The organism is Paenibacillus senegalensis JC66 (genome assembly GCF_000285515.1).
Taxonomy (GTDB): domain Bacteria; phylum Bacillota; class Bacilli; order Paenibacillales; family NBRC-103111; genus Paenibacillus_L; species Paenibacillus_L senegalensis.
Window position 1 is genome coordinate 115432 of sequence record NZ_HE610959.1, and the last position, 20354, is coordinate 135785.

Annotated in this window: 15 protein-coding genes and 3 pseudogenes; 3 read left to right on the forward strand and 15 right to left on the reverse strand. The window is 47.7% G+C overall.

Going from position 1 to position 20354, the window contains the following annotated elements:
* Positions 1-23 precede the first annotated feature (23 nt).
* The 5 genes from PSHG_RS27510 to PSHG_RS12605 form a co-directional block, all read right to left on the reverse strand.
* Positions 24-716, reverse strand: coding sequence for a hypothetical protein (locus PSHG_RS27510; protein ID WP_010273282.1), 693 nt, complete (start codon positions 714-716; stop codon positions 24-26).
* 145 nt (positions 717-861) lie between these two features.
* Positions 862-1560 (reverse strand): DedA family protein, encoded by a 699-nt coding sequence (locus PSHG_RS12585; protein ID WP_010273284.1) that lies wholly within the window; start codon positions 1558-1560, stop codon positions 862-864.
* 276 nt (positions 1561-1836) lie between these two features.
* Positions 1837-2601, reverse strand: a complete 765-nt coding sequence (locus tag PSHG_RS12595; protein WP_010273286.1) for an NADPH-dependent oxidoreductase — start codon at positions 2599-2601, stop codon at positions 1837-1839.
* A 41-nt stretch (positions 2602-2642) separates the two neighbouring features.
* Positions 2643-3671, reverse strand: a complete 1029-nt coding sequence (locus tag PSHG_RS12600) for an LLM class flavin-dependent oxidoreductase (RefSeq protein WP_010273287.1) — start codon at positions 3669-3671, stop codon at positions 2643-2645.
* Between the two features lie 59 nt (positions 3672-3730).
* Entirely contained in the window at positions 3731-4051 is a 321-nt protein-coding gene (locus PSHG_RS12605; RefSeq protein ID WP_026021349.1) for an ArsR/SmtB family transcription factor, read from the reverse strand.
* A gap of 187 nt (positions 4052-4238) precedes the next feature.
* Here PSHG_RS12605 and PSHG_RS12610 point away from each other — a divergent pair, with 187 nt between their 5' ends.
* Both PSHG_RS12610 and PSHG_RS12615 read left to right on the forward strand, forming a co-directional pair.
* Positions 4239-5171: a manganese-dependent inorganic pyrophosphatase gene (locus tag PSHG_RS12610; RefSeq protein ID WP_010273290.1), complete on the forward strand. Its 933-nt coding sequence runs from the start codon at positions 4239-4241 to the stop codon at positions 5169-5171.
* A gap of 195 nt (positions 5172-5366) precedes the next feature.
* Positions 5367-6737: an MATE family efflux transporter gene (locus tag PSHG_RS12615; RefSeq protein WP_010273293.1), complete on the forward strand. Its 1371-nt coding sequence runs from the start codon at positions 5367-5369 to the stop codon at positions 6735-6737.
* 130 nt (positions 6738-6867) lie between these two features.
* On the opposite strand, the gene rpoD is transcribed toward PSHG_RS12615, so the two are convergent.
* From rpoD to PSHG_RS31985, 6 genes and pseudogenes are all read right to left on the reverse strand, one after another.
* Positions 6868-7998 carry an RNA polymerase sigma factor RpoD gene (gene rpoD, locus PSHG_RS12620; RefSeq protein ID WP_010273295.1) on the reverse strand — a complete coding sequence of 377 codons (1131 nt, stop codon included), beginning with the start codon at positions 7996-7998 and terminating at the stop codon, positions 6868-6870.
* A gap of 616 nt (positions 7999-8614) precedes the next feature.
* The gene (locus PSHG_RS12625; RefSeq protein ID WP_026021350.1) at positions 8615-9103 is read right to left on the reverse strand and encodes a DedA family protein; all 489 of its coding nucleotides are present in this window, start codon (positions 9101-9103) and stop codon (positions 8615-8617) included.
* Positions 9104-9314: 211 nt separating this feature from the next.
* Entirely contained in the window at positions 9315-10397 is a 1083-nt protein-coding gene (gene hisC, locus PSHG_RS12630) for a histidinol-phosphate transaminase (protein WP_010273299.1), read from the reverse strand.
* Positions 10398-10771: 374 nt separating this feature from the next.
* Positions 10772-11050: a YqkE family protein gene (locus PSHG_RS27515; RefSeq protein ID WP_010273301.1), complete on the reverse strand. Its 279-nt coding sequence runs from the start codon at positions 11048-11050 to the stop codon at positions 10772-10774.
* A gap of 244 nt (positions 11051-11294) precedes the next feature.
* A pseudogene (locus PSHG_RS31980) lies at positions 11295-12332 on the reverse strand (acetate/propionate family kinase); the annotation flags it as partial.
* A gap of 180 nt (positions 12333-12512) precedes the next feature.
* Positions 12513-13010: pseudogene (locus tag PSHG_RS31985) on the reverse strand (phosphate propanoyltransferase); the annotation flags it as partial.
* A 487-nt stretch (positions 13011-13497) separates the two neighbouring features.
* On the opposite strand from PSHG_RS31985, the gene bioB reads away from it, so the two are divergent.
* Positions 13498-14523 (forward strand): biotin synthase BioB, encoded by a 1026-nt coding sequence (gene bioB, locus PSHG_RS12645; protein WP_010273305.1) that lies wholly within the window; start codon positions 13498-13500, stop codon positions 14521-14523.
* Between the two features lie 90 nt (positions 14524-14613).
* On the opposite strand, the gene PSHG_RS12650 is transcribed toward bioB, so the two are convergent.
* The 4 genes and pseudogenes from PSHG_RS12650 to PSHG_RS27520 form a co-directional block, all read right to left on the reverse strand.
* Positions 14614-15471: a M15 family metallopeptidase gene (locus PSHG_RS12650; protein WP_010273307.1), complete on the reverse strand. Its 858-nt coding sequence runs from the start codon at positions 15469-15471 to the stop codon at positions 14614-14616.
* A gap of 93 nt (positions 15472-15564) precedes the next feature.
* Positions 15565-16197, reverse strand: coding sequence for a TVP38/TMEM64 family protein (locus tag PSHG_RS12655; RefSeq protein ID WP_010273308.1), 633 nt, complete (start codon positions 16195-16197; stop codon positions 15565-15567).
* Positions 16198-16363: 166 nt separating this feature from the next.
* A complete protein-coding gene (locus PSHG_RS12660) occupies positions 16364-17647 on the reverse strand; it encodes a polysaccharide deacetylase family protein (protein ID WP_042122009.1) in 1284 nt (427 codons plus the stop codon).
* Between the two features lie 296 nt (positions 17648-17943).
* Positions 17944-20197 (reverse strand): annotated as a pseudogene (locus tag PSHG_RS27520) (FAD-dependent oxidoreductase).
* Between the last annotated feature and the right edge of the window lie 157 nt (positions 20198-20354).

Below are 20354 nucleotides of genomic sequence, written 5' to 3' on the forward strand. Positions count from 1 at the left end.
ATCTTTTCATTTTGTCTTAAGACTCAAGAACAGTGGGTTCTTCCACATGAACCCGCAGCCAGCATAGGGGAAGCTTCGATAGCTAACGGGAGTTCATCTTCACACAAGCCTTCTGACACCTCTTGCGGATGAATCATTCTTGTCTTGAAGTCTTGTTTGTCGTCTGAAGCTTGCTCTTCTTCATAGGCAGACCACAGGGAACGAACCTTGCCGTTGAACATAAGCTCCAATGCCTCGGCCTCTCCCAAATCGGCCGGTGTGGTGAGAGCTGAGTTTTTATCCAGCAGCTTATAGCCTACTTGCTCGAACAGCCAAGCAATGAACTGGGAGCAAAAGAACGCCCTTTTCCGTTGAATCTGCTTATTCAGCATCACACCGAACAGGCCGATTATATTAAATTTGTATAGATGGGATTCCCTGCTGAACCTGGAGATGATCGATTTCAGTTGGGAGTACTGTTTTTCACTCACTTCGCAGCGATAAACTGCACAGGTGGCTGAGCGAAACAGCGGACCCTGCAAATCCTCCTTAATAAAGCCGCCAAGCAAAGGATTTTCGGTACGTTTCCTGCCAAAGCTGTAAACTTCTTTAAGATCCGGATCTAATGCAATCGATGCGTGATTGTAGGGGGCCTTCGTGTAAAGCCTAACAATACGTGTAAACCATGTTCCGGTATCAGATAAAATAATGAATACCTGATTCGTCTTTCTCTCCATTCTAAGTTCCACCTCCCCATGTGCAACCCCTGGTACGATTAGAAAGAGCGGGCATCCGCAAATGTGTTGACCGGATCGAGCAATTTCTAGTATCTTCCACTACTCTAACTATATGTCCCCTTGTGTGCTTGGCATAACTACCCGTTCAAGGTTTATTAATCCTTTTCACAGTTCTTATTTTAGCATGTTTTGTTATAAGATTTTGTTTTTTTTGCACAGTTTCTTGTCGAAATTTTGTGCTTTTTCCCTGCTTGCCTCGCCATTTGCGCAAGATTACCACTCCCAGGAGCAAACTTACTCCCACGAGCAGCACCCACATATATTTTTCCGCCCAGGAAAAAGCAGCTTGCCACTGCTCGCCAAAGCCGTACCCGACTCCCATGAAGAGTGAGACCCATAGCAAAGCCCCACAGTAGCCATACAAAGCAAAGGTGCGATACGGTACTTTTATAATCCCGAGAACGTAGCCTATAAATTGGCGGATGCCTGGCAGAAAGAAGCTGATCAGCAGAATCCAGTTTCCATATTTCTCGTAATAGCTTTTTGTTTTTTCTAGCTTAGCCGGTGTCAAACCAATCCAGTGTCCGTATTTACCTACTAGCGGCGAGCCCAGTCTGAAGCCAATCCAGTAGGTAGCGGTAATCCCTGCTGCCGCTCCAATGAGTGCAGCAGGCACAGCAAGCCAGCCGTTCATGTGCCCGCTGTAAATAAGATAACCGGTGTACGTCAAGGTAGTATTTCCCGGAGGGATCGGCAGAGCGATCGCATCCAGAGGAAGCCCAATGAGTAGTACCCAGTAGCCATATTGTGAAAATAAGCGTTCTATAAGTTCTAGCAAATTCATTCCGCTGCTTCTACTCCTGTCCGTAACTAATGATATCTCTCAGGCTGCTGGTCCAATAAGAAGGAGAATAATACCAAGCCCGGTATCCTGCGAGCTTGTCCTTCGATACGATCATAACTTTAAATCCTCTATCAAGTATAAAAATGAATTCTTATTAAAACCTAATCTGAATTCTTAAGATTCCCTTAACCTGCCTCTTTTTGCAAAAGGAGCAGAAAATCTTTCCGAAATTAGCTTGTTTTCTGGTTCGAACAGCCGCCTGAGTCAAGCGGGCAATCATGGCTCCGCCCGCTTGGCCCCAAGTGCAAACCCTTGTCCCTTCAAGGCGGGAGTCACCTTCTGTGCATAAGGAAGATATCCTTCACTGTAAAACATAGCTGTGCGTTCAGTCCAGCGGCTCGAAGCAGCACCGTTCGACCGGGTTCTAGTATATTCTGCGATTTGCGCGTCATATTCTTCCAGAAGATTCTCGTAGGAAGGATTGTACCTGCCCTTATGATATACGGCCTGCAACGGGAGCCTGGGCTTCAAGCCAGGATCCTCATCAGGGTAGCCGATCACAAGACCGGCTATAGGAAACACAAATTCGGGCAGCTCCAATAGCGAGATTACCCGTCCCGGATCTCGTCTGATGCCGCCTATCGGCACAATGCCAAGCCCCATCGATTCGGCCGCCGTGATGGCATTGCCCATAGCCAGACCGACATCCGTACTGCCAATCAGAACCGCTTCAATATCCTCCACTACGCCCAGCTCTACTCCTTGTTTGTCCGCAGCAAGCTTGGCCCGGCGAAAATCCATACAAAATATGAGCAGGACCGGTGCTTCCTTTACATGCTTCTGGTCGCCTGCAGCAGCAGCTACCTCCGCTTTATCCTGGGCATCAAGCACCTCCACCACCGTTACCTGCTGACCGTTAATCCAATTTGCCTGGGCCATCGCAGCGCGTACAATGGTCTCTACCTGCTCCTCGCTTACCGCCTGTCCCGTAAAGCGCCGGATTGAGCGGTGCTGACTCAGTGTATCGATTACCGGATTCATATTTATCCACTCCCCTTTACCTGTTTCAGTCCATTTTCCCGTTACTTTTTCCCGCGGTGAACTTGCGACAGCAGCTCAAACGATTTCAGCCTTGCTTCGTGAGAATAAATATTCGCCGTTACCATCAGCTCATCAGCACCGGTTTCGTCCAGCAGCTTATCCAGCTTTTGGCGAATAGCAGCAGGGTCTCCCACCAGTGTATAGGTCATCTTCTGTAAAATGGAGGCCTTCTCTATCGGTGACCACAGCTCGTCCATATTAGCGACCGGAGGCTGCAGAGGCTTGAACAGGCCACGCGCGAGGTTGAGAAAGGTTTGGTAAATACTGCTCGCCAGAAATTCAGCTTCTTCATTGGTGTCCGCACAAATCACATTAATCCCCAGCATTACATAAGGCGCCCTGCAATCCTCGGAGGGTTGAAAGTTCTGGCGATATACATCCAAGGCGGCAAACAGGCTGTCTGGGGCAAAATGGCTGGCAAACGAAAAAGGCAGCCCGCGGACGGCGGCCAGCTGGGCGCTAAAGGTACTGGAGCCAAGGAGCCATATCGGGATGGAGAGGCCTTCCCCGGGAACAGCCCGGACTCTAGGATGTTCACTTTTGGGCTGAAAATAATTGACAAGCTCCTCTACCTGATCCGGAAAATCATGAGCGGCTGAACGGGGGTCCCGTCTCAAGGCAAGCGTAGTCCAAGAATCGCTTCCCGGGGCCCGGCCTAGGCCGAGATCAATTCTTCCCGGATACAGCGATTCGAGAGTGCCAAATTGCTCAGCAATGACCAATGGCGCATGATTCGGCAGCATAACGCCTCCCGAGCCTACCCGTATGGTCGATGTGCCGCCTGCTATGTAGCCGATCAGGACAGAAGTTGCAGAGCTGGCAATGCCGACCATATTGTGATGCTCAGCAAGCCAGTAGCGGTGGTAGCCCCACTGCTCAGCCTTTCGGGCTAGCTCCAGACTGTTTCTGAAGGAATCCGCAGGTGTCTGCCCGGCCAATACCGGCGCCAGATCCAGAATCGAAAGCGGAATTTGTGATAACGTTTTTGAAGGCTGCTTAGTTTCGCTCATAGCTGACATCCTTTCCTGTTAAGTTAGTGATTTCGTGAGACTGTATAAGCTCACGCAAACTATAGAGTATGCTTCAGCATTGACGTAAACGCCTGTATCTGCTTTTCATTTCTTCGATAATACGTCCATTGTCCTATTCGCTTTGATTCCAAAAGACCTGCTCTTTGCAGGGTGTTTAAATAACCGGAAACGACTGATTGAGCCAAGCCCACTTTTTCCTGGATGCTGCCCACACACACTCCTCCGCGAAAATCTCGCTCAATCAGCTCCTTGTGCATTTCCGGCGCAGCAGGAAAGTTGGTCTCCACATCTTTAAGCAGTTCCATAATCGTATAACGGGTTTCATTGGACAATGCCTTCAAAATCATTAAAGTATCCATAAAAGCTATCGTATATCTAAATTTATAGAAATGCAAATAAGCATATAGAAAGAAAGTAGCGGCGAAGCGTCATCCTTAAACAAACTATACTTATAGGTTTAATAAATTTTAATGGCCCGTATATTGTAAGTGCAGCGTATTTTAGGTATAATTTAGTCGGCTAAATACCTATAGAAGGAGTTCGATTATGGAGAAAACGCTCATTTTCGGGCATAAAAATCCCGATACCGACTCGATTTGTTCCGCCATTGCTTATGCTGACCTAAAAACAAAATTAGGCCAAGCGGTCGAAGCGGTCCGCCTGGGCGAGGTCAATGGAGAAACCCAATACGCCCTGGATCATTTCCAAGCTGAAGCTCCTCGCCTCGTATCTACTGTGGCTAATGAAACGAAAACGGTTATACTCGTAGATCATAATGAACGCCAGCAAAGCGCAGCGGATATTGATCAGGTGCAGGTTACAGAAGTCATTGACCACCATAGAATCGCCAACTTTGAAACAGCAAGCCCGCTTTATTACCGCGCAGAACCAGTTGGCTGTACCGCTACTATTCTTAATAAGCTGTATAAGGAAAATCAAATCGAAATCAGCCCGCCCATTGCCGGCTTAATGCTGTCCGCTATTATTTCCGATTCTTTATTGTTTAAATCTCCGACTTGTACGGACCAAGATGCAGCCGCCGCCAAGGAATTAGCTGCTATCGCAGGCGTGGACGCCGAAACTTACGGCCTAGCGATGCTGAAAGCCGGCGCTGATTTAAGTGATAAATCGATTTCCGACCTGCTTACTCTTGATGCTAAAGAATTCCAGATGGGCTCAGCGAAGGTGGAGATTGCTCAGGTCAATGCGGTCGATCCTCAAGATGTTCTTAGTCGTCAGTCCGAACTCACCGCTGCTCTTAACGAAATCGTAGAGTCCAAAGGTCTGAATCTATTCCTGTTTGTTGTAACTGACATCTTGAACAGCGATTCCGTTGCACTGGCCATCGGCGCGGGCGCTGACGCTGTCGAAGAAGCGTACAATGTGAAACTGGAAAACCATTCTGCTGTATTAAAAGGGGTCGTCTCCCGCAAATCGCAAATAGTTCCGGTGCTAACGGAAGTATTCAGCAAACGTTAATTTTTCAGTTTCTATCGGCTAATTATGAAGAGCAGCGGATGACGCTGCTCTTTTTTCCTTTTAATAATGAGAGAAATCTACGTCTTTACAGAATGAGCGATATAGCCTATACTGGGACGATCATCCAATTTACACCTATGTATAAGCAGTAGCTATACTATGCCGGTATAATAAAAAAGTGAGTGAAGCAGCATCATGTATCATGCGGAAAACTGGAAACAAAAGCTAATCCTGTTTTTACATGTATTATGGCCGATCTTGGTCGTGCAGGTAGGCTATATGGCGATGAATTTAGTGGACACGATGATGTCCGGACGCGCCGGAACCGACGATCTTGCCGGCGTGGCTATAGGTTCCAGCTTGTGGATGCCAATTTCTATAGGATTGAACGGCATCATGCTTGCTGTTACCCCGATCGTTGCTCAATTGTATGGTAAAGGTGATCGCAGCCGGATCACCTTTAGCGTTACGCAAGCTCTCTATCTAGCCGTTGTAATATCGCTAATCATTATCGGAATAGGTTCGCAGACACTGGAAAACATCCTGCAGATTATGGGACTGGCGCCCGAGGTCCATTATATTGCCAAGCATTATTTAATCGGTCTTAGTATAGGCATTGTGCCGTTGTTTATGGCCAATGTGCTGAGATATTTCTTTGATGCGCAAGGCTTGACCAAAATCACCATGGTTATCCTGTTGATGGCAATCCCGTTTAACATGTTGTTAAATTACTTGCTCATTTTCGGTAAGCTCGGATTCCCCCGGTTAGGCGGAATAGGGGCCGGCTATACAACCGGTTTTACGTATTGGGTTATATTATTCTTCTCCATATGGATGACGTTCAAGCTGGATGCTATTCGTCCCTACCGGCTGTTTACGACTTGGATCACCCCCTCCTGGAAAGCCTGGAAGAAGCAGTTGGCCATTGGTGTGCCTATGGGCCTGTCTATTTTCTTCGAAGCAAGTATTTTCTCTGCAGTAACCCTTCTGATGGGCAAACTGTTTGACACGACAACCATTGCTGCACATCAGGCAGCTTCCACGTTCACCAATTTGCTTTTCATGGTTCCACTGAGCATTTCGATGGCGCTAACGATTTTCGTAGCTTATGAGCTTGGAAGCGGCAGAAGGACTGCCGCTCTTCACTACACCCGGTTAGGCGTCGGCGGAGCTTTAGCGATCATGACTATTTGCGCTGTTGCCCTATACTTCGTACGTGAACCTGTTGCCTGGATTTACACGGATGATCCGGCTGTCGTCACGCTGATTAAGAGTTTTCTTATATTTGCCATGATCTATCAGCTGTCCGATGCTTCCCAAGCAGCCCTGCAGGGTGTGCTTAGGGGCTATAAAGACACTACCATTCCGTTTATTATCGCTTTAATCTCTTATTGGGCGATCGGCATTCCAAGCGGCTTCTGGCTAGCCGTTAACACCCGGTTAGGCCCTTACGGCTTCTGGGTCGGCATTACGCTTGGCTTGACCTGTGCAGCTCTCGGTTTTGCCGTCCGCTTGTTGCAGGTTCAGCGAAAATTCCGTTCAAAGACGATAAAGGCAGCCTCTTGATGACCGGGATGGCGGCCTTTCTTTTTAACTTATTTAGATACAAAAAAACTCCTCCGGCGCTATATACCGGAGGAGGTATCATTTAATTGAGCTTCAAATATATGAGTGCGTATTGATGGTGCTCCAGCAATTATTCCAAAAAATCTTTCAACCTTCTGCTTCTGCTGGGATGTCTTAGCTTTCTCAGCGCTTTGGCTTCAATCTGGCGGATCCTCTCCCGAGTTACGCCAAACACCTTGCCTACTTCCTCCAGAGTCCGCGGGTTTCCATCCTCAAGGCCAAATCGCAGACGGAGTACATTCTCCTCGCGATCAGTCAGCGTATCTAGCACATCCTCCAGCTGCTCCTTCAGTAACGTATATGCAGCAGAGTCCGATGGCGCCATAACATCATGGTCCTCTATGAAATCACCGAGCTTCGATTCGCTCTCCTCGCCCACAGGCGTCTCCAGAGAAACCGGCTCCTGCGAGATCTTCATTATCTCTCTGACTTTGTCAAGACTTAGCTCCATTTCCTTGGCTATCTCTTCGGGAGTTGGCTCCCGCCCCATCTCCTGGAGAAGCTGCCTGGAGACCCGGGTGAATTTGTTCATGGTTTCCACCATGTGAACAGGAATTCTAATGGTTCTGGCCTGGTCGGCAATTGAGCGCGTTATCGCCTGTCTGATCCACCAGGTTGCATAAGTGCTGAACTTAAAGCCTTTGGTGTAATCAAATTTCTCGACAGCCTTAATAAGGCCCATATTCCCTTCCTGGATCAAATCCAGCAGCAGCATCCCGCGACCGGCATAGCGTCTGGCAATGCTGACTACAAGACGCAGGTTTGCCTCAGCAAGTCTTTTCTTCGCCGCGGCATCCCCTTCCACAATTCTCTGAGCCAGCTCAATCTCTTCATCTGCGGAAAGAAGCCCGACCCGGCCAATTTCCTTCAAATACATGCGAACGGAATCGTTAGTGTTCTTCCCGAGAGTAAAGCTCAAATCTGCAGGGTTAGGAAGATTATCATCCTGCTCTGCGGAAGAATACTCTTCATCAGGCTCCATTTCTTCCTCCCGTTCTTCCTCATGCACTTCAATTCCCATAGCAGACAGCTGTTCGAGAAACTCGTTGATCTGTTCAGGATCAAGATCGAACGGGGCCAGTTTATCACTCATTTCTTTCAGGGTTAGCGAAGAGGTTGATCGGCTTTGTTCAATAATCTGCTCTTTCGCCTGCTCCAATGTTAGCTCGGTCTCGCGTGACTGATGTTGATCGCTAGTCAAATTGCACTCCCCCTCCATCCTGCATAACAATATCCAACGGAATTTTCCGGTGGAAATATTTATTCTCACATTGACATGTTATAGGGAACATGGTAGAATAAAATGTGAAATATCTTTTTTTGATTTAGCTATTATATCATAATACTTATTCCGATACAATAGGATTGATGACCACTGCCTTTCTGTTCTTTGTTGACAGAGGGTTTTTTCTATTTAGACACCCTGTCATTCTTACCACCTGCCTATGCATCACATCCCCACCTTTCCTTTCCAAGTTCGCAGGGCAGGATGCAGCTCCCACACTGCAATTTGATCCCATGCCAGGGATGAATGTCTCGCCCGTGCAGGTTCATTTGTTGAATTGTAAAATGCTCCATTACTTATTCGTCAATGAGATAACAATACCCTCCTATATAAATGGAACTTAAAGAAGATAAGCTTCAGAGTAAAGGGATAGGATTCTGGCTACCTTTCACATTGACTTCCTTATTCGCTTAATTGATTAGTTCAAACTATTCTAATAATGAAAATAACCCCACTTAAGTGGGGCTTGCTCTTGCTTTAGGTATTTTCTTAACACAGATAGAAGCTGCATATCGGCATCCACATCGGCAGTTTAATGGTGAAGAATCCCAAAGTAGTAACCGATCGTAATAAATGTTATGCACCAGACCAAAGCTCCGCTTGCCGCAAACAGCAGATATCTTGGCGTCTTGACGCCGGTGATTCCGGCCATGTAGCAGGTCAAATGCCGGATACCGGGGATATAATAGCCGAAGACGACTGTCCATAAGCCGTATTTATTGAACCAGCGATCGATTTTATTCAGCTTGGCCGGCGTCAGTTTAACCCATTTACCGTATTTCAAAAGTAATGGCTTGCCGAGCTTCTTTCCTAATGTATAGCTGATGGTCATTCCCGTCATAGTCCCGCTAAAAGCAATTAACAGTGACCAGCTGTAGCGTAATATGTTTATGGAGCAGAAATAGCCCACGATTGTCATTAAAATTTCATCCGGCACCGGAAGACCTACAATCCCCAGCGCAAGTAGAATATAAATGGCCCAATAACCATATTGAGATATAATATCCTGCAAATGCTCCAAGGTGTTCTTGCCCCGTTCTACAAAAAGTTCAGCTAGGAAGTAATATCCAACGCTTGCCGGCAGACGCAGGTTGTGCAAAGTCTACTTTCCTAGAATACAAGTTACGAAGACAAAACTCAACCTTTATTTTAACGCTGCCCAGTCAACCGCTGTCCTGATTGGGGTTCTAATTTTTCCCAATCCAAAGTCACCCTCTCCCCGGCTCCGCTCTTCAATTTGCCGAGTATAAAGCTTCCAGCTTTGCAATGGTTCTAAGCACATAGTCCATCTGCTCATCCGTACCTATCGAAATTCTTAGTTTAGTGTGTAACGGCGGAGCTGTAAAATAACGCACATAAATGTGATGTTCCTGCAAGAGCCGGTGAATTCGTTGAGCCGTTAGCCATGGGGAGAAAGCTGATGGTTCACACAGAACAAAATTGGTTTCTGATGGGAGTACCTGAAAACCTAAATTCTTCAAAGAACTGCTGAACAGATCACGTGTCTGCTTTGTTTTTCTAACGTTCATCTTCATATAGTCTTGGTCATCCAATGCCGCCAGAGCGAGCTGCTGGCTAACAGCACCTAGATTATAGAGTTCCTTCACTTTTCCCAATCCTTCAATGACCGCTGCTGAAGCAAAAACGCTGCCCACCCTGATTCCGCTCAAGGCATAGGCTTTAGAAAAAGTTCGCAGTACAACAACATTGGAAAAGCTCTGCAAAAGCGGCAGCATCGATTCTCTTTCCCCATCTACATATTCCATATACGCTTCATCCACAATGACAAGCCCGCGAAAGCTCGAGGCGAGTTCTTCAAGCTCTGCTCTTTCAGTCAAAATCCCGGTTGGGGCATTGGGATTTACTACGACAAGCGCATCAGCCCCCGATGCTGCCATCGCTCCAATATCAAGGGTATTATCTTCACGCAGTGGAATTTTTACGCAATGGGCCCCTGCTAACTGTGCCGCCAAAGGATACAGAGCAAAAGATGGATCAGCTGCTGCCACCGTACCTGTGCCTATACATGCGCGAAATAGCAGAGTGATTAATTCGCTTGTTCCATTGCCGCACAAAATTTGTTCAGGCGGAATCCCGTGTATCTCTGCAAGCCGATTTCTTAACAGTATAGCGGAAGGATCGGGATAGTGTCTTATACGATTCTCTGCCATATTGGATAATACCTCTAGTACTTTGGGGGACGGCGGATAAGGACTCTCATTCTGGTCAAGCTTGAGAACCACACCATCTTCGGGAATACGTTCACTCTTTGGATATGGAGTAATCCGGTTAACATAGGGTAATAAATAGGTCATCCTCTATACCTCCACTCTACCTCTGCATAGATGTTTTGTCGCTTGCTCTTATTGCAGCGAAAGCCCAAAAAAGAGACTAGAGGGCACATCTTTTCCGGGTAAAATAGAGTATAAGCCGAAGCCGCCTGCCCGCAAATGGCCAGATTGCCAAATTTACAGATGACAGCATCTGTTGCTGCCATTACTGAAATAAAACACCCAAGAATGTCTGGTTCTACAGCATTCTCGGGTGTTGACTTTTTTAAGATGTCATACTAAAATGCCAGCTTCTTTTGGGACAGGCTCCTGTTTTTGTATGCAATCATTCACATAGTAAGAGCCGGTGCCGGGAGGCCCGCTAAACTTCACAGTCCTGCTGCCGCTCGAGCAGCTGGTTATTTGAATTTTTTCCAATTCAGGTTGCTGGTTTTTAAAAGATGCTCAAAGTCATTTTCCAATCGCTTAAGCTCAGCTTTTCGCGCTTCGGCTGCCTGCCTTTTCCTCTCCCGTTCCTGCGCTTCCTCCTGCTCCTTCAAATCCGCAGCCTTAGCCTTCAATTGTTGGATCACACCCGGGTCCAAGCGATCTTTCAAAGTGGGTTGATCTTCTGCTGTTCGCTTCTCGGGTCTGGCGCCTGAAACCGACCTGCCTTGGGCAGCTTTGTTGTTAGGCATGGCTAATCCCTCCTTGTTCATGTCAGCTTTCAGGATATCCTTACCTTTAGCTTACACTACTCTGAACGAAAACCCAATGCCTGCAGCTGCTATACTAGCAAAGATTTTGCGTTTTCTCTATCCGCTCGATCTCCGCTTAGACGACCTCGAGCTGCGGCTTGTCGAAACGGCTCTCCTCACCATTGACTGGCTCCCTATCCTTTTCCTGCTGGATCCCCTTTTCTGAATCGGGACTGTTGACATAAAGCTGATAAGCATCTGCAGCCATAATCCATTCCTCATTGGTTGGAATCACCATAACTTTTATCGGGGAGTAAGGACTGCTGATAAAGCCTTCACTGCGCATATTTCGGTTAGCCTCCGGATCCAGGATGACACCTGCAAATTCGAGACCGTTACAAATTTTTTGCCTTACTTCCGCATGATTTTCCCCGATTCCAGCAGTGAAAATAATACCATCCACTCCGTTCAAGATAGCCAGATACAGCCCGATATAGCTGTGCAAACGGCTGGTGAACATTTGCAAAGCAAGCTGACACCTTTCAATCCCAGCTTTCGCGCCAGCGGTCACCTCGCGCAAATCGCTAGATACGCCGGAGATACCGAGCAGCCCGCTGTTTTTGTTTAAAATTTCGATAGCGCCGGCCGAATCGGTTCCTTCAATCTCCTCTATATAAGGGATAATCGCGGGATCAATATTTCCGCTTCTCGTTCCCATAGCGAGACCGGCTAACGGCGTCATGCCCATCGAGGTATCAATCGATTCCCCGTACCGGATCGCCGTTACGCTGACCCCGCTGCCTATATGGCAGCTGATGAGGCGCAGCTTCTCCTTCGGCGTTTCCATTATTTGCTCCGCACGATTCATTACATAACGGTGTGAGCTGCCATGAAATCCGTATTTACGTATTCCGTACTGCTCGTAATATTTGTAGGGCAAGGCGTAAAGAAACGAGGAAGGCGGCATAGTTTGGTGAAATGCCGTATCGAACACTGCCACATGCATGGCCTCGGGCAGAATTTTTTCTGAAATTTCAATGGCCAGCAAATTGATCGGGTTGTGCAGGGGAGCAAAGCGGCTGTACTCTTTAATTTTTTGCTTAACCTGTTCGTCGACAATGACCGAGCCTTTGAATGCTTCTCCCCCGTGCACCACGCGGTGGGAAACGATCGAAATCGCGTAGGATGAATAACGGTCAACAATAGATTGGAGGACCGTTTCGTACTCGCTGCTTTTTACATTTTGTATCGTTTCTTTAGCGATCAGCCGTGCCGTAGGCATCTCATAAAGGCGATACTTCACCGAAGAGCTTCCGCAATTAAGCACAAGCACAAGCTGCTTTTCCTGCTTGCGCAGCTTTTCATAAGAAATGGCCTGCTCCTTCTCGTCCTCGGGGATGATGACTTCAAGCTCCATCCCATTGCGCAGCCCGGCGGCATTCGCTTCATCAGTGTCAATATGAAATTCCAGGCGGTAGTCTTTATGCACCCGGCAAAGCACGTTTTCCAATACGAGCGAGCGGGCTCCTTCGACCTCTACACATACAAGCTGCTTGTCTTTGACGCCGAACCTTTCAGCATCCTCATTAGAAAAATGGATGTGGCGAAATGCCAGAATAACCCCTTCATCCAGATTCACTTCACCGTAGGGACCGACAACCGTGAGCCCTGCGCTTCCCCTTAAATCTCCCGAATCCCTAATGGGAGGATCTATGCCTAGAAGATAACTGTCGGTTCTGGAAACCTCTACTTGCGTTTGGTTACGGACAGGTCCCAGCACCCGGACGTTATTTATTTTCCCTTTGGGTCCGATCAAGGTCACCGTCTCTTCTGCGGCGTATTGCCCCACCTGCTTCAGATCCCTTAATTTAGTCAATTGATGAAATGGTCCAAACAGCTCCTTGAGATGCTGCTCGGATAAGTGAATGTGGCGATTGGATATTCCTACAGGCACTCTCATGTCCACTCACATCCTTCATATATTCATAGTCTACTGCTAGTCTTAACGAAGCCGGATTAAAAACGCCGACCCCAGTGAAGGAACTGCAGCTTGCCAAGCCTCATATATGCAGCTTCATGGCGGTGTTATGTGACCTGCTTGCTGCTTCCCTTCTACTTTTATTAAACCGGATCAAGCCAGTTATGTATAGGGATAATGGGGTTTTGTGAAAAATTGTTCAAAGTTTTCTGACGATTTTTAGACATATTTGGCTGCCTGTATAAATTCCGCGAAACTATAGCTAGCAAAGCCGCAGCTGTAAGCGGTTAATTGTATTACAGCCCGTTCCATTACAGTATGATGATGCAGGATGTCTCACTATATTTTTTAAACCTGCCGATTGTTTGAGAAGGAAAATTGTGCTACACTACGGTTCAATATGTTAACCAATTATAAATAATTAACGGTTAACAATTAACATACCCTCAAAATGGAAAGGAGTTTATCTATGTCAACCTACCCTCATACCCCCACCTCCAACCGTGATGGACTCAGTCCATGGCTCTCTATGGCTTATCAAGTATTAGCCGGGAAGCCGTTAAGCGATAATCAAGCGCTCTCCATTCTGGAAGCCCATGACGACGAATTGCTTGAAGTCCTGCAGGGAGCTTTTATTCTTCGCAAGCGCTATTTTGGAAGGAAGGTGAAGCTTAACCGAATACTGAATGCAAAAAGCGGACTTTGTCCCGAGGACTGCGGCTACTGCTCACAATCCGCCGTTTCGACTGCTGCTATAGCCAAATACTCTCTATTGGACAAAGAGACAATTGTTAATGAAGCTAAACTCACCTTGAAGCAGCAAATTGGCACCTTTTGCATAGTTGCTAGCGGAAGAGGCCCGAGCAGACGGGAAGTAGAGCAGGTCGCGGCGGCAGTGAGGGAAATCAAGCAAAGCATGCCGTTGAAAATTTGTGCCTGTCTTGGCATTTTAAGCGCCGAACAAGCCCAGCTTCTGAAGGAAGCTGGTGTCGACCGCTATAATCATAATCTGAACACGCCCAGGGAGCATTTCTCGCAGATCACTACCACCCATACTTATAACGACCGGGTTTCAACCGTCAACCAAGCCAAGCTAGCGGGACTGTCCCCCTGTTCCGGCTGTATTGTCGGCATGGGAGAAACGAAGCAGGAATTGATACAGCTTGCCAGAGAGCTTCATGAGCTGGACGTCGACTCGATCCCGGTCAATTTCCTGATGCGGATTGCAGGCACCCCCCTGGCTCAGCAGCCTGCTGCTCTTACACCCCGTTATGCGCTGAAGGTGCTCGCCTTGTTCCGCTATATTTGCCCAAGCAAAGAAATCCGGATTTCCGGGGGACGCGAGCTCCATTTGCGTTCTTTGCAGGCTCTTGGACTTTATGCCGCTAATTCTATATTTGTGGGAGATTACTTAACTGAGGAGGGACAGAGTTCTTCCCAGGATCATCAAATGATAGAGGATTTGGGGTTTGAGATTGAGGTGTGCGCATTATAATCGGATTCATCCGAATAACGGACGGAATGCAGACAGGGGAATTCAAGCAAAAAAGGCCGCGGTCGCCATGACCGGGCCTTATATACACAATCAATTAGATACGGGGACAACACCGTAATATTCTTCCAGCGTCCAATCGTTTGCCTGCAATTCTGTTGCCAATTCAATACCAACATACCGTAAATGCCAAGGCTCGTATTGATAGCCTGTGATGTGCTCCTTGCCCTCGGGATAACGGATAATGAATCCATGCTCATGCGCATGCTCAGCAAGCCACAAAGCTTCAGGCGTGCCGCCAAAGCAATCCTGCACCGCACAACTGCCATCACTAGAGGTTACGTCTATAGCGAGGCCGGTTTCATGCTCGCTGTGGCCTGGAACGGCGCTATAGGTTTTCGCTTTTTCCTCGCCATCCCGATCCACGTACCTTTTAAACAAAGCAGCCTGAGTAGAATGGGAGCGATAAGCGGAGACTCCTGCCAAATAGATGCCATCCTGCTCGGCGGCTGCGAACAAGACTTCCAGTGCGTCAGCTGCCTCCTGCCGGAGCATTCGTTTTTCAATTTTCTCTGAAAAAGTAAACCTTACGTCCGGATAAACCAAATCCGTAGGAGCATAATCTTCCGGTAGCCCATACTCCTTGTTGACCATTACTGTCACACTGTGGGGATCTGTATCTACAGGCACCGCCTCTGGAGTTACGCGGCCGCCCTCAGCTTCTCCAAGAGAGCCATCCCCCTCATCCCCTGCCTCATTGTCCCCGCCGCCGGGCTGCTCATTGGACTCATCTTGTCCCGGAGAAGGAGGGGCTGGAGATTGTGTGCCCGGGGCTGAAGTTTGCGTGCCCGGGGTCGGACTCGCAGACGGAACAGTATCTGCTGGCGTGCTGGCTCCGCAGCCGCTTAATACAATTAGACTTAGCAAAAAAATAATACCTGATTTAACCAACCTTAAGACTTCCTTTCATCTGCTCTACAGCTTTGCAAAACCATAATATAGAGCGTTTGTTATCATTTCAATAAATTATGAAGGCCTATATGCTTATTCATGCGTATAACGCTCAGATTTTATAGGCTTGGAATGTCCCCTGCGGAAGCTTTTATAATGTAAGGCGACAAACAGCAGGGTTAGAACAATACAGAATAATATGTAGGAATAAATAAGCAGCTGGATATTCGTATCCGGAAAAACAATGGACGAGCTAATGATTCCAAAAAGCCAAATATGGGACAGATTACCCAGAAAGGAAGAAGCCAAATATGCCTTTATACTAATTGGGGACATAGCCGACATAAAGGAAATTAAATTATTAGGCATAATCGGCAGAGTACGGAGAAAAATAATGGTCCACACTCCGTACAAAGACATATAGCGCTGCCACTTCTCGTACTTCATTAACCGCTCATTCCATTTTTTATTTAACCGGCCGAAAAACAGATGACGGCAGCATAAAAAAACGATAATCGCGGCCGCTGTTCCAGTCATCCAGCTCGATAATAACCCGCCTTTAATGCCCAGCACCGAGATGTGGAGCATAATCAGCGTTGCGAATGGAAACAAACCTAGGAATCCCTGGATTACCGCCAGCGGAAGCGTGATAAATATGATGGCATAACCATCCAACTGGGTTAGCTCAAGCAGCCAGTCTATAGCTTGCTGAATAATCTCATCCACAACGTCCCGACTCCTATCGCCTTAGCGGCAGTATTCTTTTATACTAAGTCATTCCGGGGTAAAATGCAAAGTAAATCAACCATTTATTGGTACTTGTCATACTTCTGACTCATTATGTTCTCCATTTATTAATAGGAATCAAGAGTAACGCAAAAAAACCGCCTACCTAAGCGGCGTAGCGGTTTTCCAGTTCCTTCTTAGAGATCGCAATAATCTTGGGGGTCAGTAGCTCGGACCGGCTTTTCAGACGCTCTGTCCCTTGGGGATGGATAACATAGAGCAAAAACCTTAAATAATAATGCGTCAGCTTGGAAAAAAAGCCCTCTGGCAGATCCAGAACCGTAAACCCGAGCTGCCTGGTGCCCCGATGGATAATACTAATGCCGTAAAGCCCCTTGACATCCCGGTATTGCGGATCGTTCTGCATTAGCAGCAGCAGCTGCGGAAGTAAAACTTCTGTACGGCGGATTAGTTGGATGGCCAAGTGTACGGAGTTTCGTGAGCTCGAGCCTAGACGATAGAGCAGCTTATTATCGAGATGCAGTTCAGCGATCCGGTCCCCTTTGCAGATCTGCTCCCCGTCTTCAAGCTGAATCGGCTGGCTTCCCCGGTATTCTCTCACCCTTACTTTTAGCAGAGGATTGCTTTGATCAACCGGAATGATATTAAAGAAAGTGGCAAAGCAGCGTTCCCACAGCATCCAGAAAGCCAACAGCAAACGTCTGCTATTGTGAGCAGGTGTGGCAGCTGCCGTCATCAATTCATCTATTCGAACGGTTGCCCAGCTCTGCCTTTGAAGCTCTTCAAGCACTTCCTCCAGAGCTTGCAGCATGTAACGGGGTGCATCGCGATTCGCTCCCAAGGTGTCTCCGCTATCATGAAGAAGCACAATTGCTCCATCCTTCAAGCCTTCGAGCATTGAATTTTTCAAGCGCTTCTCGGCAACTTTGCTCCGCCAATCGCCTGTCATCACAGACCACAGGACAATAGTGTAATCTTTCAGCAAAAATAAATCGGTTAAATTAAGCATCCCCCACGGAGGACGGTAGCAGGTTGGGCGACACCCTGTTATGCGCTCGATAATGTCGGCTGACCGGTCCACCTGCCGGCGCTTCACATTCCAAGGCAGCATGAGCCAATTGCTCTTGTGATCGTAATTATGCACTCCAATTTGATGGCCCTCTTCATGCATTCTTAGCAGGAGCTCGGGATACTGCTCGGCCCTGGAGGCAAGCACAAAAAAAGTAGCTTTCATATTATGCTTCTTCAACAAGTCCAACAGCTGAGGAGTATACTCCGGGTGTGGCCCATCGTCAAATGTCAGTGCCAATTGGCGATTGCCTTGAAAGCGGCGGACGACCCCGATCCCCATTATCCGCGTAATTATCCAAGGCAGCAGCATATATAAGCTGGTAAAAATTAATACAATCAAAAAAATCCTTTTCTCCATCCCTGTTCCTCCCGGTATTTCCCTTTCCGCTTTCGGCTCTCTAGACATTTGGATGAAATGTGCCGGAACCTTCGTCTCCATACTATTATATTCAAAACATCCTATGATTGAAATATATTCTGCCCCGATAGTAAACAAGTCATGTCTGGCTTTTTTAATTTTATGGTGTTGAAATAGCAATGCCGGTCATGGATGAATTCCATTTACGCGAATGCTCATGCAAATAGCCTGACTGCAGATATTTATCCGCTGCCAGGCTATCAAATTTATGGTAAAAGTGGATTGGACCGGGAGGCCTATCGGATTCGGATGCCCACTACTTCAGCAAAACGGGAACCGTTAGTCGATTTGACCACCAGCCGCAGTCGTTCCGTTGTGCAATCGTGCTCCAAAGTATGAACCGCTTTTCTTTTGCGATTATTGTTTCCTTCTGCAATCATTCTCCACATCCCATCGACCCACGCCTGCCATTCATAATTCTGCACCAGCTCCGGAATTACGTCAAACGGGGTGCGCTTATAATGAAGATTGACTAAATCCTCATTCACATCATCATTAAAGATCACTTCCAGGCGGCTGAAGGTCGCCGGCGCTTCCCACTGTAATTCAAGCCACTCATCGGCTCCATCCTGCATAGGATTCGAGAGCCACATATGAGGGGAGCCGTATGGCCGGAAGAACCCGTTAATGACATTATCCGGCCGGTAGGCCTCTGTCTCCGTGAGCAGCTTGAAGCAGAACGGCTTGCGCACAAAAGGCTTCATGCTCCACTGTACCACCGGCTGATCGTTGTCTATGGCCGTTAACAAGCTGGAGATGTTCGCTTTCTTTTCACGGATAAAGGAAAGCACGCCCGTCATCGGAACGTCAGATTGATGAAGTGAAATTTGCTGGTTTTCCCTTACAATAACGAATGCGTTTTGAGGCTGTTCAGGGTTCCACGGAAGTCGGACGCGAATCCATTGCCTGTCTCCTTTGCTCACCCGGACCGTATCTTTGACCTGCAAAGTATGCGGTATATAGTTCTCCGGTCTTCCGGTGTCCCATAATTCAACCACCATCTCTGTATCCTCATGTGCATCCAGCAGAATCTCCAGCTCATTCACATGGGGATTTACCGGGAAGAGAAATGCCACGTCATTTTCCATGTGGAATTTCGCGGCGGGCTTTGCAACCTCCAAGCATTTAAGCTGACTGGATGCGCTTACGTGAGCCAGGCTCGCAAGATCTTCCGGATCTTCGTATTTCAGACCGATGATCGCCGCATCATTGCGCAGCAGAGTCTGCTGCAGCTCTTTGATATGATTTTGGTACAGCTGCCTTGGAGTGACGGATTTGTCGACACAAAGCGCAGCGGCTGCCCCGGCTGCCTCGCCCATAACGGAACAGGTGGCCATAACCCGCGTAGCTCCAAAAGCAACATGAGTCGCACTAATGTTTCTTCCTGCAAACAGTAAATTGTCTACATTGACCGAGTACAGACTGCGGAATGGTATTTGAAAAACACCGTCGACACAAAACAGCTTGGAAACATAGTCGGAGGCGTACATCCCCTCCGGCGGATGAAGATCGATGGACCAGCCTCCAAAACCGATGTAATCCTCGAAGTTGGCTTGCTTTTCCAGGTCGTTTTGCGTGAGCACATAATCGCCAATAAAGCGGCGGTATTCCCTTTTGCCCGGTACGCTGCCCACCCATTCCAACGTCATATTCTCAGCATCGAATTTACCGGAATTTTTTATGTAGTCCCAGATTCCATAAATGACGGACCACAGCTCATCGCGGATTTTTTCGTTGTCATAGAGAGTATCGATATGAGCTTCTCCGCCCCACTCGATCCACCAGTAATGGCAGCCTGAATCTCCGCTTTTGAACACCCGTTTCATCGGAATCGCGGTCTTCGTAATGTCCTGGGCGAAGCTTGGAGGAATAAACTTGACAGGATGGCCAGCATCCTTGGTGTAGAAAAACATCGTGCTGCCAAGTGATATATTATCAGACTCCTCGGGCGCCCACTTCTCCTGATATTCCCTATAGGCTTCACGGCCGATGCGGTATTTGGCCCCGGCGAGAAATCCTACAAGGCCATCGCCTGTGCAGTCAAGAAACAGAGGACTGGTGAAGGTAATTTTTCTTTCCGATCCCATCATCCAGCCTGTAACCGAACGAATCTTACGGCTTGATTCATTCCCGTCCGCTTCGACTTCATGGACATTTGTATTTAAGAAAAGGGAAATATTTTTCTCTTTCAATACCATTTCGAGCATAACCAGATCCCAATAGTAAGGGTTCCCGTCCGGATTCAGGTACTGATTCTCCAGCAGCATCTCGCCTATAATTCCGGTTTCCCTGGCGTAGCGGTTGACACCCAGTCCGGTAGCGCCCAGCACCCAAACTCTAATCTCGCTGCTCGAATTTCCCCCAAGTACAGGACGATTCTGAATCAACGCGACTTTTTTTCCCGAGCCGCGCGGCCGATATGGCAGCACAAACCCCTGCCAAACCACCGCCAACCACGGTAACATCCGATTGCACAAGTTCTTCTCTCATCGTATTCTCTCCCTGCCTTTATTGGATTGATGCTGCCGCTTTTCCACGCTAATGGCCCATGGTCTTCGCTTCACCCAAAAAAATCGGCAGACAGCGAAATTCATTTATGGACATGGTATACTAAACACATATAGAAATAAGAGCGCCACAGCAAAAC